General features: G+C 72.9%; 11 protein-coding genes. 4 read left to right on the forward strand and 7 right to left on the reverse strand.

Annotated elements, in window-relative coordinates:
• Positions 1-25 precede the first annotated feature (25 nt).
• On the reverse strand, positions 26-1,528 hold the full coding sequence (locus ACFYU0_RS03370) for a metallophosphoesterase family protein (protein WP_389297442.1): 1,503 nt from the start codon (positions 1,526-1,528) through the stop codon (positions 26-28).
• Between the two features lie 379 nt (positions 1,529-1,907).
• On the opposite strand from ACFYU0_RS03370, the gene ACFYU0_RS03375 reads away from it, so the two are divergent.
• Positions 1,908-4,298: a M4 family metallopeptidase gene (locus tag ACFYU0_RS03375; protein WP_389297444.1), complete on the forward strand. Its 2,391-nt coding sequence runs from the start codon at positions 1,908-1,910 to the stop codon at positions 4,296-4,298.
• 61 nt (positions 4,299-4,359) lie between these two features.
• On the opposite strand, the gene ACFYU0_RS03380 is transcribed toward ACFYU0_RS03375, so the two are convergent.
• From ACFYU0_RS03380 to ACFYU0_RS03390, 3 genes are all read right to left on the reverse strand, one after another.
• A complete protein-coding gene (locus ACFYU0_RS03380; RefSeq protein WP_389297966.1) occupies positions 4,360-5,526 on the reverse strand; it encodes a glycoside hydrolase family 64 protein in 1,167 nt (388 codons plus the stop codon).
• A gap of 182 nt (positions 5,527-5,708) precedes the next feature.
• Positions 5,709-6,464 carry a dienelactone hydrolase family protein gene (locus ACFYU0_RS03385; RefSeq protein WP_389297446.1) on the reverse strand — a complete coding sequence of 252 codons (756 nt, stop codon included), beginning with the start codon at positions 6,462-6,464 and terminating at the stop codon, positions 5,709-5,711.
• Positions 6,465-6,575: 111 nt separating this feature from the next.
• Complete coding sequence (locus ACFYU0_RS03390; protein WP_389297448.1) at positions 6,576-7,196, reverse strand: L-threonylcarbamoyladenylate synthase; 621 nt, start codon at positions 7,194-7,196, stop codon at positions 6,576-6,578.
• Between the two features lie 425 nt (positions 7,197-7,621).
• On the opposite strand from ACFYU0_RS03390, the gene ACFYU0_RS03395 reads away from it, so the two are divergent.
• On the forward strand, positions 7,622-9,151 hold the full coding sequence (locus tag ACFYU0_RS03395; protein WP_389297450.1) for a helix-turn-helix domain-containing protein: 1,530 nt from the start codon (positions 7,622-7,624) through the stop codon (positions 9,149-9,151).
• A gap of 141 nt (positions 9,152-9,292) precedes the next feature.
• Here the strand turns inward: ACFYU0_RS03395 and ACFYU0_RS03400 are convergent, their stop codons facing one another.
• Positions 9,293-10,546: a serine hydrolase domain-containing protein gene (locus ACFYU0_RS03400; protein WP_389297452.1), complete on the reverse strand. Its 1,254-nt coding sequence runs from the start codon at positions 10,544-10,546 to the stop codon at positions 9,293-9,295.
• Positions 10,547-10,715: 169 nt separating this feature from the next.
• Complete coding sequence (locus ACFYU0_RS03405) at positions 10,716-11,183, reverse strand: hypothetical protein (protein WP_389297454.1); 468 nt, start codon at positions 11,181-11,183, stop codon at positions 10,716-10,718.
• A gap of 297 nt (positions 11,184-11,480) precedes the next feature.
• On the opposite strand from ACFYU0_RS03405, the gene ACFYU0_RS03410 reads away from it, so the two are divergent.
• A complete protein-coding gene (locus ACFYU0_RS03410) occupies positions 11,481-12,830 on the forward strand; it encodes a transaminase (protein ID WP_389297455.1) in 1,350 nt (449 codons plus the stop codon).
• Between the two features lie 18 nt (positions 12,831-12,848).
• Positions 12,849-13,289 (forward strand): Lrp/AsnC family transcriptional regulator, encoded by a 441-nt coding sequence (locus tag ACFYU0_RS03415; RefSeq protein WP_351669945.1) that lies wholly within the window; start codon positions 12,849-12,851, stop codon positions 13,287-13,289.
• 40 nt (positions 13,290-13,329) lie between these two features.
• Here ACFYU0_RS03415 and ACFYU0_RS03420 read toward each other — a convergent pair whose 3' ends face one another.
• On the reverse strand, positions 13,330-14,436 hold the full coding sequence (locus tag ACFYU0_RS03420) for a PP2C family protein-serine/threonine phosphatase (RefSeq protein WP_351669942.1): 1,107 nt from the start codon (positions 14,434-14,436) through the stop codon (positions 13,330-13,332).
• Positions 14,437-14,531: the final 95 nt, after the last annotated feature.

The raw sequence follows: 14,531 nt of genomic DNA on the forward strand, positions 1-14,531 counted from the left end.
CGGCGCGGCGCCGGCCCCCTGCGGCTCAGGTCAGCGGGATCGTGACCTCGTCCTCGACCGGCGGATCCAGTTCCTGGGCGCGGTTGCCGGTCGCGGCGAAGCAGCGCAGCCGCACCGCCTCCGGGGTGACGTCCAGGCGCAGGAAGGACTTGAAGAACGGCGGGCTGTAGGTGACCGAACCGGGTGAGAAGAGCTGGGTGTAGAGCTTGCGCACGGGCAGCCGGAACCGGGCGGCCCGGTCGGGGCGGCGGCCCGTGCCCAGCAGTCCGGCGACCAGCCGGACCCGCAGGGTGATCCGGGCCTCCGGAGCGGGCGCGCGGGCGGGCTCGATGCCGAGACGTCGGGCCACGACCGCCGTCGCCTCGTCCTCGGTGAGGGTGAAGAAGCGGCGCAGCCGCAGCCGCCGGGCGTACACCCGGCTGTAGAACGCCAGCGAGTCGCCGCGCAGCGGATAGCAGCGGAACTCCCGCTCGCCGACACCGGCGACGGACACCCGCGGGATGGTGTGGGTGGCGTGCATGAACGCGCCGCCGCCGCCCGAGACCACGTACTGGACGGTGCGGCCGTCGACGTCGACCGGATAGCGCTGGTAGTTGTGGATGTCGCCGCCTATCGCGGCCACGTAGTGGTGCTCCGGGTCGCGTACGACGTCGTCGACCGTGCCGCCGCCCTCGATGGCGCAGGGGTGGTGCTCGCCGTCCACGTACAGCGGGGAGCCGGTGATCAGGATCTTGCGCCGCGGTCCCCGGGACACCTCCCGCAGCCACGCGCCCTGCTCGGCGTCGATCGTGCCGAGCAGCCCGGTGTCGATGCCGACGATCCGCACCGGTCCGGCGTCGATCGCCCAGTAGGGCCCCGGCTGCACGGCCCGCTGCTCCGGTGCCGAGCGCGACTCCCGCGCCTCGGCGAGGTGTTCACCGTCCGACGGGCGGGCCCGGTGCCACAGCAGGGTGCGCAGCCAGGCGCGGGTGAGCGGGCGGGGCCGCGGCTCGGGGGCGGGCGGGGGAGCGTCGGCGCAGAAGACCCGCGTGAACGCGGCGAGGTCCTCGTACCAGTCGTGGTTGCCCGGTACGGCGTAGATGGGCGCGGGATAGTCCTGGTACGGCCGGAAGAACTTGGTGCCGTAGTCGTCCGCGCTGCCGACGGGGTAGATGACGTCGCTCGCGATCACCGCGAACTCCGTGTCCAGGCCGGCCTTCAGCAGGCCGGGCACGGTGGCGTACTGGGAGGCGCCGCCCTCGCCGGTGTCCCCGAGGACCATGAAGGAGAAGCGGTCCGGCACGTCCGGCCGCACCACCTTGTCCGCCGGCGCCCCGGCCGCCGCCTGCGCGGCCACCAGGCGGCCGCGGGTACGGCCGGTCGGATCGCCGAACCACGACGCGAGCACCCCGTTGCGGGCGGCCCACAGGACCCTCGGATCCAGCCAGGACAGCTTCCGCACGTGGACGGGCATCAGCCGCTGGTAGAGGCCGGGTTCGGAGGGGCCCCAGCCGGCCCCCCGGGCGGTATCGCGTGAGGATTCAGACACGCGAGCACGGTAACAACGGCCCTGTGAACGCCCGAAGGGTGGGACTCGACGTCAAGTGCTGGTAAAATAAGAGAACTTCGCGGTTCGGCGTTGCCGAAGCCGTGTTCACCGCGCCCTGCGCCGCCCGATGCGCCGGCCCGGCGCGACGCGAGCACACGGGGCCGCGTCGCCGTCGCCGGGGCAGGGTAGGGAAAACCCTTGAATTGCCTCTGACGCTGCTGACATGCGCGAGTCAAGGCTGCCATTCTCCCCCAGCACGCAGTCGGTTTCGCGTGCAAGCACCTTGCTCCCCACACAGTTCAGCTCGTCCCGGACAGCACACCCGTCTGCCCGGGTCTTCACCGGCCGCTATCCGGCGGCCGCAGCAGGAGGAAATCGAGTGAGTCGTCTTCCCCACAGACGGGCCATCGCCGGAGCCGCACTGGTCTCCACCGCGGCCTTCCTCGCCGTCGGCATCCAGTCGGTGCCGGCCGCCGCCAAGCCCTCCGCTCCCCACGCCGGCCACCTGCGCACCGGCGGCCTGGAGGCACGGCTCTCCCCGGCCCAGCACGCCAAGCTGCTCAAGAGCGCCCAGCAGAAGACCGCCGCGACCGCCCGCACCCTCGGTCTCGGCGCCAAGGAGAAGCTGGTCGTCAAGGACGTCGTCAAGGACAACGACGGTACCCTGCACACCCGTTACGAGCGCACCTACGCCGGGCTGCCCGTCCTCGGCGGCGACATCGTGGTGCACACCCCGCCGGCCTCCGTGGCCAAGGGCACGGTGAGCACGACCTTCAACAACAAGCACGCCGTGAAGGTCGCCTCCACCACCGCGACCTTCGCCAAGGGCTCCGCCGAGACCAAGGCCCTGAAGGCGGCCAAGGCACTCGACGCGAAGAAGGCCACCACCGACAGCGCCCGCAAGGTGATCTGGGCCGGCGACGGCACCCCGAAGCTCGCCTGGGAGACGGTGATCGGCGGCCTCCAGGACGACGGCACGCCCAGCGAGCTCCACGTCATCACCGACGCCCACACCGGCAAGGAGCTGAACCGCTACCAGGCCGTCCAGACCGGTACCGGCAACACCCAGTACAGCGGCTCCGTCAGCCTCAGCACCACGCTGTCGGGCTCGACGTACCAGCTCTACGACACCACGCGCGGCGGCCACAAGACGTACACCCTCAACGGGGGCACCTCCGGCACCGGCACGCTGATGACCGACTCGGACGACGTCTGGGGCACCGGCTCGGGCTCCAACACCCAGACCGCCGGCGCCGACGCGGCCTACGGAGCCCAGGAGACCTGGGACTTCTACAAGAACACCTTCGGCCGCAGCGGCATCCGCAACGACGGTGTCGCCGCCTACAGCCGGGTCCACTACAGCAGCGGCTACGTCAACGCGTTCTGGGACGACAGCTGCTTCTGCATGACCTACGGCGACGGCACGTCCAACACCCACGCGCTGACGTCGCTGGACGTGGCCGGCCACGAGATGAGCCACGGCGTCACCTCCAACACCGCGGGCCTCAACTACAGCGGCGAGTCCGGCGGCCTGAACGAGGCGACCTCCGACATCTTCGGCACGGGCGTGGAGTTCTACGCCAACAACTCCACCGACGTCGGTGACTACCTCATCGGCGAGAAGATCAACATCAACGGCGACGGCAGCCCGCTGCGCTACATGGACAAGCCCAGCAAGGACGGCGGCTCCGCCGACAGCTGGTACTCCGGCGTCGGCAACCTGGACGTCCACTACTCCTCGGGCCCCGCGAACCACATGTTCTACCTGCTGTCCGAGGGCAGCGGCAGCAAGGTCATCAACGAGGTCACCTACAACAGCCCGACCTCGGACGGCGTCGCCGTCGCCGGCATCGGCCGCGCCAAGGCGCTGCAGATCTGGTACAAGGCGCTGACGACCTACATGACGTCGAGCACCAACTACGCCGGCGCCCGCACCGCCGCCCTGAACGCGGCCGCCTCGCTGTACGGCACCAACTCCGCCGAGTACGCCGGGGTGGGCAACGCCTTCGCCGGCATCAACGTCGGCAGCCACATCAACCCGCCGAGCAGCGGCGTCACGGTGACCAACCCGGGCAGCCAGAGCGCCACCGTCGGCACGGCGGTCAGCCTGCAGGTCCAGGCGAGCAGCACCAACAGCGGCGCCCTGACCTACAGCGCCACCGGTCTGCCGGCCGGCCTGTCGATCAACAGCTCGACCGGCCTGATCTCCGGTACGCCCACCACCGCCGGTTCCTCCAGCACCACGGTGACGGTGAAGGACTCCACCGGCGCGACCGGCACGGCGACCTTCGGCTGGACCGTCAGCACTACCGGCGGCGGCTGCTCCGCGTCCCAGCTCCTGGCCAACCCGGGCTTCGAGTCGGGCAGCACCGGCTGGACCGCGACGAGCGGCGCCATCACCACCGACACCGGTGAGGCCGCGCACAGCGGTTCGTACAAGGCCTGGCTCGACGGCTACGGCACCACGCACACCGACACCGTGTCCCAGTCGGTGACGATCCCCGCGGGCTGCAAGGCGACCCTGACCTTCTACCTGCACATCGACACCGCGGAGAGCGGCACCACCGCGTACGACAAGCTGACGGTGACCGCCGGTTCCAAGACCCTGGCCACCTACTCGAACGCCAACGCGGCGTCCGGCTACAGCCAGAAGTCCTTCGACCTGTCCTCGCTGGCGGGCCAGACCGTCACGCTGAAGTTCAACGGCGTGGAGGACTCCTCCCTGCAGACCAGCTTCGTCGTGGACGACACCGCCCTGACGACCGGCTGATCACCGCACGAAACGGTCCCGCACCCCGGAGCAGCTCCGGGGTGCGGGACCGTCCCATGTCTCAGCTCAGCGGATCCAGCGTCAGATACGCCTGCTGCGGACTGCCGTCGTGCACCAGCGACTCCTGGTTGCCGACGTCGTCGAAGGCGAAGGCGTAGGCCTTGCCGTCCGCCATCTGGGAGTGGACGGCGCGCGCGTACTGGTTGGTCACGCCGTCCTGGTAGAAGCCGGCCGCCGAGGTGTCGGGCTGGTTGGGGTTGCTCAGCAGCGTGGAGCGGTTGAAACCGGCGCACAGCGTGCGGGAGATGGGGCCGCGCACGTTGTCGTTGGGCGCGTCCAGCAGTTTGTGGCAGCCGAAGACGCTGGAGGCGTCCGGCTTCTGGAAGCTGGTGACCACCGCGCCGGAGGAGTTGGTGAAGTTCATGACGTTCCCCGACACCCGGCCGAAGTACTTGGTGTTCGGCTGGTCGGTGAAGGGCGTGACGGTCAGCGTCGACGTCGCGTACTTCTGCCACACCCGGTTGACGTAGTCGTCCATGACGTTCGCCGGCAGGGCCCCGGTCTCCACCCCGTACAGCGGGGAGAGCGCGCGCAGCACGGTGCCGTCGGAACGCGTCTGGACCAGGCCGGACCAGCCGCCCGACTGGCCGCGCAGCGTGTTGAACACCGCGTTGTAGCCGCCGGACTTCAGGTGCCCGGTGGTGCTCACGCCGCCGTCCGCGCGCTGCACGCCGACCGCGTACGGCGCGGAGAACATGTCCACCTGGGTGCTGTTGAGCCACAGGCCCGAGTCGTTCAGGGTGTACTCCGACCAGTTGAACAGGATGTTCCTGTTGGGGTCGGAGGGGTTCTGCACGGCCGGCTGCACCAGGCCGCCGGTGGTCAGCCGGAAGTCGAGCTTCCGGCCGTAGGAGAAGTAGATCCGGCCGGAGAACTTGGGTATCCGGATCGTCTTCGACTGCCCCGGAGCCGGTCCGGCGATCGCCGCGTCCGGCGCCGGGGTCGGCGGGTTGCCGCCCGCGGGCCAGGCGTGGAAGCCGCCGCTCTCGTCGGCCCAGCCCTGCCGTCCCGAGGACAGCTGGGTGCCGAGGTCGTACACGTACACGGGCTCGGAACGGCCCGAGTTGTTGGTGATCTTCAGGGGGATGGTGTCCGGGACGGCGGCGCCGGCGCGGTCCGGCGTGCCCAGCGCGAGCACACCGCCCACCAGGGCCGCCGCGGCCGCCATGGGCAGCACGGGACGCGTTCGCTTGGGGAGCACTCTCCACCTCCGTGTGGGGTCGGGGTGGCACGAAATTGGTCCGTACCTGTTCTGAGAGCGCTCTCAGCGTTGCGTTCGATCACGTGCATGTCAATGATTTGGACAAGATCCGGGTGGCGTCCGCGCCGGGGCGGACGCCGCGGCCGGCCCTAGAAGGCGCGTTCCAGCAGGGCGAGCAGCGCGGCCCAGTGCCGCTCGTCGGCCCCCCGGTCGTAGGCGGTGGTGTCCGCCTGCGTGTACCCGTGCGCGGCCCCCGCATAGACCTCGGTGGTGTGCCGGACGCCCGCCGCGGTGAGCGCGTCGTCCAGGCGCCGGATCTGCTCCTCGGGCATGGACCGGTCCTGGTCGGCGTGGCCGAAGTACAGCTCGGCGGTGATCCGCGCGGCGCCCAGGTGCGGGCTGTCGGGGGCGTCGGTGGCGAGCCGCCCGCCGTGGAAGCCGGCCGCGGCCGCGACCCGGTCCGCGTGGGTGGCCGCCGTCCGCAGGGCCAGCCGGGCGCCCATGCAGTAGCCCGTCAGCGCCACCGGGCCGTCGGCGACCAGGGGGCTGCCGGCGAGCCAGTCCAGGTAGACGTCCGCGTCCCGCCGGGTCTGGTCCGGGGTGAGGGAGGCCATGACCGGGCCGATCCGCTCCCAGATGGTCGGGTCGGCCGCCGTGTCGATGAACTCCGGGACCTCCCCGATCGGGGTGCGGCCGTGCCGGTAGAAGACGTTGGGCACCAGCACCGTGTAGCCGGCGGCCGCGAGCCGGTCGGCCATCGAGCGCAGCTGCGGGCGCAGCCCGTACGCGTCCTGGTAGAGGAGGACCCCCGGCCGCGGGCGTCCGTCGGCGTGATGGGCGAGATAGGCGTCTGCGACGCCGTCCGCGGTGGGGACGTCGACGTCGGTCCCCTGTGCGTCGGTCATGGTGTGGAGCCTCCCGGGTGGATCGGCCGAGGGGGACACCGGTTCCCCTCGGCCTCGCGTGCACGCCTCATGCTGCCACGCAAGATCCACACGGCCGGGACGGCCTGCCCGTCACTCGAAGCGTGCCGTGTCCCCGGCGCCCCGCCGGACGATCTCGGCCTCGCCGCTGGAGAAGTCCACCACGGTGGTCGGCTCGGTGCCGCAGTCCCCGGAGTCGACCACCGCGTCCACCACGTGGTCGAGCCGGTCCTTGATCTCCCAGCCCTGGGTCATCGGCTCCTCCTCGTCCGGCAGCAGCAGCGTGCTGGACAGCAGCGGCTCGCCCAGTTCGGCCAGCAGGGTCTGGGTGACCACGTGGTCGGGGATGCGCACGCCCACCGTCTTCTTCTTCGGGTGCAGCAGCTTGCGCGGCACCTCGCGGGTGGCCGGCAGGATGAAGGTGTAGCTGCCCGGGGTCGACGCCTTGACGGCCCGGAACACGTCGTTGTCGACGCGCACGAACTGGCCGAGCTGCGCGAAGTCCCGGCACATCAGCGTGAAGTGGTGCCGGTCGTCCAGATGGCGGATGGAACGGATCCGTTCCATGCCGTCCCGGCTGCCGATCTGGCAGCCCAGCGCGTAGCAGGAGTCGGTCGGGTATGCGATGAGGGCCCCCGAGCGCACCGCGTCGACGATCTGGCCGATGCTGCGCGGCTGCGGGTTCTCGGGGTGCACGTCGAAGTACTTCGCCATCCGCCGAGCTTAATGCCCTTTCCCGGGCGCCGCGGGCGCGGCCCGGCCGCACCGGTCGTGCCTCCCCGCCCGGTCCGGCGCCGGCGTGCGTCCGCACCCGCCCTGCCGGTGGCGCACGGAACCGGCGTTCGCGCCCTTCGCCCGGCGCGGGCGCCGGTGACCGCACCCGCGTGAGCGACTGAGGAAACCGCTCCGGAAGTCCCCGGAAATCGTGTGGTGTAGGACGTGCGTCAGTGGGCATCCGATGGAGGAGCCGCCCGGGGCCTCCCCCCGCCACCGGGCTGCGGCGCCTCCGCCGGCGGTCCATTCCCCCCCCCAGGACCGCCGGCGGAGCCATGTCCGGCCGCCGGGGACGGCAGAGCGCCGATCGGGTAACGTCCACGTCCGAAACCCGAGGTCAGCCCGAGGACGAGGAGGGGCACGACGTGGCCGGCCGAGCCGACGAGGTCCCCCGCGCCGAGGAACCGTACGCCCCCGACTGGGCCGAGCAGTTGCTCGACCACCTCCGCCCCGCGGCCCGGGACCCGCACCGGGTGGCCGGCTGGCTGGGACAGGCACTGCGGGCGAACGTGTGCCTCCAGGACGCGCACGGCGGCCTTCTCGCGGGCGAGCCGATCCCGCTCGACGCCGCCGTGCTCCACGACATGGCCGGCGGCCGGATCTCCTCCGCCGCCCTGGACGACGGCGACCGCCGGCTCCGCATGGTCGCGGTACGGCACCGCGACCGGGGCGCGGGCGCCGTGCTGGCCGTGGCCCGCGCCGAACCCTTCGACCGGCGCGCCGCCGAACTCGTGAACCGTGCCGCCGGCGTACTCGAACTCCTGCTGCGCCACCGGGAGCTGACGCACGCCGGACGCCGGCTGCGCCGGGCCACGGCCGACCTGCGGCTCGCCATCCTGCAGCTGCTGATGGTGGAGGACATCGTCTCCGCCCGCAGGGTCGCCGCGGGCCTGTGGCCGGGCCTGCTCGAAGGCGACACCGCACGGGTCTACGTGGTCGAGAGCGCCCCCACCGAGCGGGACGCGCTCGCCGACGCCTGCGCCGACGCCACCGAAGGCCAGGCACTCGTCGTGCGCTGCCCCGCGATGGACGGCCATGTCATCGTCGTCAGCCCCGAGCCCACGGCGGGGCAGCGGCTGCGGTCCCTGCTCGACGGCCGGTCCGGCATCTTCCTCGGCGGCAGCCTGCGCCAGCGCCTGGCCCGCACCGCCACCGCCTACGGCCAGGCGGTCAGCGCCCTCGCCGTGGCCCGCTGCCGCCCGGACCGCACCGCCGTCTACGCCGAACGCACCCACCCCGAGCGGCTCATGGACCCGGCCGCTCTGCACGCCTGGTCCGCAGGAGTGCTGCGCCCCCTCGACACGCTGCCCCACCACACCCGCGCCGAACTCCTCGCCACCACCCGTCTCGGCCTGGAGTTCACCGCCGTGGCCGCGGCCAAGGTGCTCGGCGTCAGCCGCAACACCGTCCGCGCCCGCATGGACCGCGTCGAGACGCTGATCGGCATGGACTTCTCCGGCCTCGGCACCCGCGCCGTCGTCCGGCTCGCGCTCGACTCCGAGGCGGCGCGCGGCCCGTACGACCCGGGCGGCACGGCGCCCGCCCCGGCGGCGGGCGACCGGCTCGGCTATCTGCTCGCCGCGCCCGCGCTGCGGGGCTGGGCCGGGGACCTCCTCGGCCGCCTGGACGGTGACGGCCGCGATCTGCGCCGCACCCTGCGCGCCTGGCTCGCCGCCGACGCCAACGCCGAACGCGCGGCCCGGGAGCTGGGCGTCCACGCCCAGACCGTGCGCGAGCACGTCCGGGCCGCCGAACCCGTGCTGGAACGCCAGTTGCTGACCGGCGGGAGCGATCTGTACGAGGTCGTCCTCGCCCACCTGGCCACCGGCGCCCTCGCCGTCCCCGGCCTCGGCGGGGCGAACCCGGGCCAACCGGACTCGGCTGTGCACGACTGAGTCCCCGGCGCCGGTGGAAGGGCACCGGCGCGGTACCCGTCGCCGGGTCCCGCGCGTAACGTCGGCGGTCCGCGGGGCACGACCGGCACGGGGGACCGGTCGGGGCCCCGCCCCCTTCTCCGCCGGCCGGCCCGCCCCGTGTCACCGGGCGGCGGGTTCCGCCGGCAGGTCGAAGACGTGGCCGGGGGAGATGATCCTCGTGATCGCCTGCCCGAACAGGGTGCTCGGTTCCTGGTTGTCGTGGTCGATGTCGGTGTTGAGGGCCACCACGAGGGTCGTGCGGGCCTCGGGCAGATACACGGTCAGGGTCTCGTAGCCCGGCAGCGAGCCGTTGTGGCCGATCCATCCCTGCACGTCGAAGATCCCCAGCCCGTACCCGGCGCCCGGGATGGGCGTGGGCGGTGTGACGAGCCGCTGCGCCTGCGCGGCCGGGCTGATCATCCGCCGGCCGTCCGGGAAACGGCCGGTCGCCACCGTGGGCGCCCAGGTCCGCAGGTCCCCCAGGGTGGAGACCATGGCGCCGGCCGCCCACCCCCACGACGGGTTCCAGTCGGCCGTGTCCTGCACCTTGCCGTCGGCCGTCTGGTCGGTGTAGCCCTGCGGGTGCGGGGAGGGGAACTCCGCGCCGGACGGGAACGACGTGTCGTTCATCCCGGCCGGGACGAGGATGTGCCGGTGGATGTAGTCCCCGAGGCTCTGGCCGCTCTGCTTCTCGACGACCAGGCCGAGCAGGATGAGGTTGGTGTTGCTGTAGTAGAACTTCTGCCCGGGCGGGAACATCACCGGGTGCCGGAACGCGTAGCCGAGCAACTGCTGCGGTGTGAAGGGGCGTTGCGGATCGGACGTGAGCGCCTTGAAGAAGCCGTCGTCCTCGGAGTAGTTGAACAGCCCGCTGCGCATCCCGGCCAGCTCGCGCAGGGTGATCCGGTCGCCGTTGGGCACCCCGGCGACGTATCTGCCGATCGGGTCGTCCAGAGCGGCCTTCCCCTCGTCCACCAACTGCAGCAGCGCCGTCACGGTGAACGTCTTGGTCTCACTGCCGATCCGGACGTACATGTCCGGCGTCATCGGCCGGCCGTCGCTCCTGTCGGCCACGCCGAAGGAGCGGACGTAACTGCCGCGGTCCGGCGTCCAGACGCCGACGGTCACGCCGGGCACGTTCGCCGTGCGCATCACCTGCCGCACGGCGGCGTCGAGTTGACGGGTCACGTCGGGGGTGAGGGCGCGGACGGCATTCGGTCCGGACGGGGAGGGGCTCGGCGAGGCGGCGGCGGACGCGGCGCGTACGGCGTCCTGCGCCGCCCCGGCGGGAACGCCGGTGAACGGCACCGTCAGTGTCCCCACCACGACGGCTGCCGCGGCCCCCCTGCGCAGGCGTGCGAGCGAGTGCGACATGGGCGACTCCAACCTCATGAGAGCCGGACGTGCGGTGGGCGAGACGTCGGAGCCCTGCCTGCTCAGCATAGGGGCGCGGGCCGCACCCCGCCCGTCGGCCGGGCCGCGCCGCTCTCACCGGCCGTCGCCGCCCAACTCGTCGCGGAGGGACGGTCCTCGGGGCGGTCCGCTAACGGCCGCACAGCGGAGCCGTGACCGCCAGCACGCCGTTGGCCTGCCGCAGCGCCGCTTCCAGGGTGCCCGGCGCGTGCAGCGTGCCGGAGCCGTCCGGCGGGATCAGCCACTCCAGGGAGCGGGCGGACCGGTACGGCGGCGGTACGGCGACCCAGGACCCCTTGGTCGCGTACCGCAGACCGGCGCCGACCCAGCCGCCGGCGGGGTCGGGAGGCAGGAAGAAACCGACCCGTCCCGCGGTGGTGTCCACCAGGGCCGGGCCGGGCACGGGCAGCGCGGGCCGCCACAGCAGGTCCAGGGCCAGCAGACCGAGCCGGTCCGGCACGCTCAGCACGTCCCAGAAACGGCCCGCCTCCAGGACCGAGACGCCGTCGCCGTGATCCCACTCCCACTTGCAGGCCCGCGGATCGGCCGCCGCCGCGGCGAGCCACTCCACGCCCCGCATCCACATCGCGTTCCTCATGCACTGCTCCGGGTGATGTCGCTCGGCCGCCCGCGGCGCGGGAAACGGTCATGACCGGGCAGTCGGTGCACGCGCACGCCAACCCGGCATATGCATGCTGGTAGATATTTCTATCTGGCGGAAGGGGTGGCGCAGCCTGGCGTTTGGGGGGCGCGCTCGACGCCGTGCGTCGTGTCGACCCAGCGGCAGCGGAATCGATCGCGCCGACGACCGATTCAAGCGTCCCATCTTGTATTCGGCGCCTTTCCGGTCGTACGCTCCCACTGTTCCGTCGCCCAGCACGCACCGAGGTACTCCATGGACCGCTCGCGTCTGCACGCCCTCCTGGCCCGCGAGAGCGCCGAGGCCGAACGCCGCAACCCGCGCTCCAGGGCGGCCTACGCCGAGGCCGACCATCTCTTCGGCCGGGTGCCGATGACCTGGATGAACAAGACCGCCGGCGCCTTCCCCCGCTACCTCGCCGGGGCACGCGGCGCCCGGGTCACCGACGTGGACGGGCACGAGTACATCGACTTCTGCCTCGGCGACACCGGTGCGATGGCCGGGCACTCGCCGGCCCCGGTCGCCGAGGCGGTGCGGCACCGGTACCAGACCCTGGGCGGGGCCACCGCCATGCTGCCCACCGAGGACGCCGAGTGGGTCGGCGCCGAGCTGACCCGGCGGTTCGGGCTGGCCCGCTGGAGCTTCTCGCTGACCGCGACCGACGCCAACCGGTGGGCGATCCGGCTCGCCCGGGCCGTCACCGGCCGCCCGAAGATCCTGGTCAACAGCTACTGCTACCACGGCAGCGTCGACGAGTCGCTGATCGTCGTCGGTCCCGACGGCCGGGGCACGGACCGCCCCGGCAACGTCGGCGCGCCCTGCGACGTCACGCTGACCAGCCGGGTCGCCGAGTTCAACGACCTCGACGGGCTGGAACGCGAACTGGCCCACGGCGACGTCGCCGCCGTGCTCATGGAACCCGCGCTCACCAACATCGGCATCGTGCTGCCCGAGCCCGGCTACCTCGCCGGTGTCCGCGAGCTGACCCGGCGGCACGGCGTGCTGCTGATCAACGACGAGACCCACACCTTCTCCGCCGGACCCGGCGGCTGCACGGCAGCCTGGGGCCTGGAACCCGACCTGCTGACCATCGGCAAGGCGATCGGCGGCGGCATCCCGGCCGGCGCGTACGGCCTGTCCGCCGAGCTGGCCGACCGGCTGCTGGGCCGCGAAGACCTGGACCTGGTGGACATGGGCGGCGTCGGCGGCACCCTCGCCGGGAACGCCCTGTCGGTCGCCGCGACCCGCGCCACCCTGGAGCACGTGCTCACCGACGAGGCCTTCGCCCGCATGGCGGGCCTCTCGGAGCGCTTCGAGGCGGGCGTCCGGGCCGGTGTCGAGGCCCACCGGCTGCCCTGGTCGGTCAGCAGGCTCGGCGCCCGCACCGAGTACCGCTTCGCCACCCCGGCGCCCCGCACCGGCACCGGGTCGGCGGCCGCTGCCGACCCGGAACTGGAGGACTTCCTGCACCTCTACCTCGCCAACCGGGGCATCCTCCTGACCCCCTTCCACAACATGGCCCTCATGTGCCCCGACACCACCGAGCAGGACGTCGACACCCACACCCAGGTCTTCGCCGCGGCCCTGGCCGAACTGGCGGACTGAGAGAGGACGGCCGCCCAGATGGACGAGACCGACCGCGCCATCCTGCGCGAACTGCAGACCGACGGCCGCATCGCCTACGCCGACCTGGGCCCCAGGGTCGGCCTGTCCGCCTCGGCGGCCCGGCAGCGACTGCAGCGCCTGCTGGACTCGAGGGCCGTCCAGGTCGTCGGCGTCACCGACCCGATGGCCATGGGCGGACAGGCGATGGCCCTGCTCGGCATCGTCGTCGACGGCGACCCGCGGACCGTCGCCGACGCGCTCGCGCAACGCCCCGAGGTCGTCTACTCGGTGCTCACCGCCGGGGGCTTCGACCTGTTCGCGGAGGTGGTCGCGCCGGGACCCAAGGACCTTCTCGACTTCGTCAACGACGTGGTCCGGCCCGTCGAGGGCGTCCGCGAGATCCAGTCCTTCCCGTACTTCGGGATCCACACCCACCGGTTCCTCTGGGACGTCGGCTGACCGGTGCGGCGCGGCGCGTCCCCCGGCACCGGTGTGCCGGTCAGGCGTCCGGCGGCCGGGGGGTGAGCACCAGCATGGTGGCGTCGTCGCGGACCTCGTAGCCGATCCGCGCCAGGTCCTCCCACACCGCGTCCGGCAGCCCGGCGGGAGCGGCCGCGGCCAGACGGCCGAGCCGGTCGGGCAGCGGGTAGAAGGACCCGGCGGCGTTCCGCGCCTCCCACACCCCGTCCGAGGCCAGCAGCAGCCGGTCGCCCGGCGCCAGGGCGAGCGTGACCTCCTTCGGCGGATCGAGACCGACCAGCCCGATGCCCAGCGGCGGGCCCGGCGTGACGGTCGCCTCCCGGGCCTGCCCGTCGTGCAGCAGCACGGGCGGCGGATGACCGCAGGCCACGACCCGGACCGCGTCGCCGTCGCCGGTGAACTCCAGCAGCACGGCGGTGGCGAAGAGCTCCGTCTGGCCGTCGCCGGCCGCGTCCATGCCGAGTCTCCGGTCCATGCGGGCCGCGACCGCCTCGAGGTCAGGCTGGTCGAGGGCCGCCTCGCGGAACGCGCCGAGCAGCGACACCACCGTCGTCATCGCCGCCAGGCCGTGTCCCCGCACATCGCCCATCACCGCGCGGACACCGCCGGGCCCGTCCCGCACGTCGAAGAAGTCGCCGCCCACCAGCGTGCCGTCCTGCGCGGCCCGGTAGAAACCGGCACAGCCGATCCGGCCGACCCGCTCCGGCAGCGGTGGCATCACCGCCCGCTGCACGGCCTCCCCGATCGCCCGCTCCACGACGAGCTGGGCGTCGCGGTGGCTGCGCACGTAGGACACGAAAACGCTCAGCACGGCCACGAAGACGATGGTGAGCAGGTCCGTGTTACCGGGGCGGTTCAGATGCGTGGCCGGCACGTGGAGCACGGCGACGACCGCGCCGCCGAGCGCGGCCGTGCCCCAGGGCCCGTACGACAGCACCGCGAGCGGCGGGATCGCGCCGAGCAGGAACCCGAGGTCGCTCGCCTCCGGGGTGACGAGCGTGGCCCCGGTCACCGCCACGAGCAGCAGCACCGGCAGCACCCGCACCCACCGCGGCGGCGGCGCACCCCGCAGCCAGCCGCGATCCTCCACGTCCCGACGCGACGTCTCGCCACGCACCCGAGTCACGTTCCCACGCTACGCCGCCTCCGGGGCCCTCACCTCCCTCCGCGGCCCCCGGACCGGGCGGCCGGGCCCATCGCCGCGCTGCCCGCCCGCTGACC

Origin of the sequence: Streptomyces sp. NPDC003720, assembly GCF_042875075.1 — a bacterium.
Lineage (GTDB): Bacteria > Actinomycetota > Actinomycetes > Streptomycetales > Streptomycetaceae > Streptomyces.

Excerpts from the sequence above, each read along its gene's own strand:
- ACFYU0_RS03380 (WP_389297966.1), bottom strand. The coding sequence starts at position 5,526 with ATGGCGGCCGCGGCGGCCCTGGTGGGCGGTGTGCTCGCGCTGGGCACG.
- ACFYU0_RS03385 (WP_389297446.1), bottom strand. The coding sequence starts at position 6,464 with ATGACCGACGCACAGGGGACCGACGTCGACGTCCCCACCGCGGACGGC.
- ACFYU0_RS03390 (WP_389297448.1), bottom strand. The coding sequence starts at position 7,196 with ATGGCGAAGTACTTCGACGTGCACCCCGAGAACCCGCAGCCGCGCAGC.
- ACFYU0_RS03400 (WP_389297452.1), bottom strand. The coding sequence starts at position 10,546 with ATGTCGCACTCGCTCGCACGCCTGCGCAGGGGGGCCGCGGCAGCCGTC.
- ACFYU0_RS03405 (WP_389297454.1), bottom strand. The coding sequence starts at position 11,183 with ATGAGGAACGCGATGTGGATGCGGGGCGTGGAGTGGCTCGCCGCGGCG.
- ACFYU0_RS03410 (WP_389297455.1), top strand. The coding sequence starts at position 11,481 with ATGGACCGCTCGCGTCTGCACGCCCTCCTGGCCCGCGAGAGCGCCGAG.
- ACFYU0_RS03415 (WP_351669945.1), top strand. The coding sequence starts at position 12,849 with ATGGACGAGACCGACCGCGCCATCCTGCGCGAACTGCAGACCGACGGC.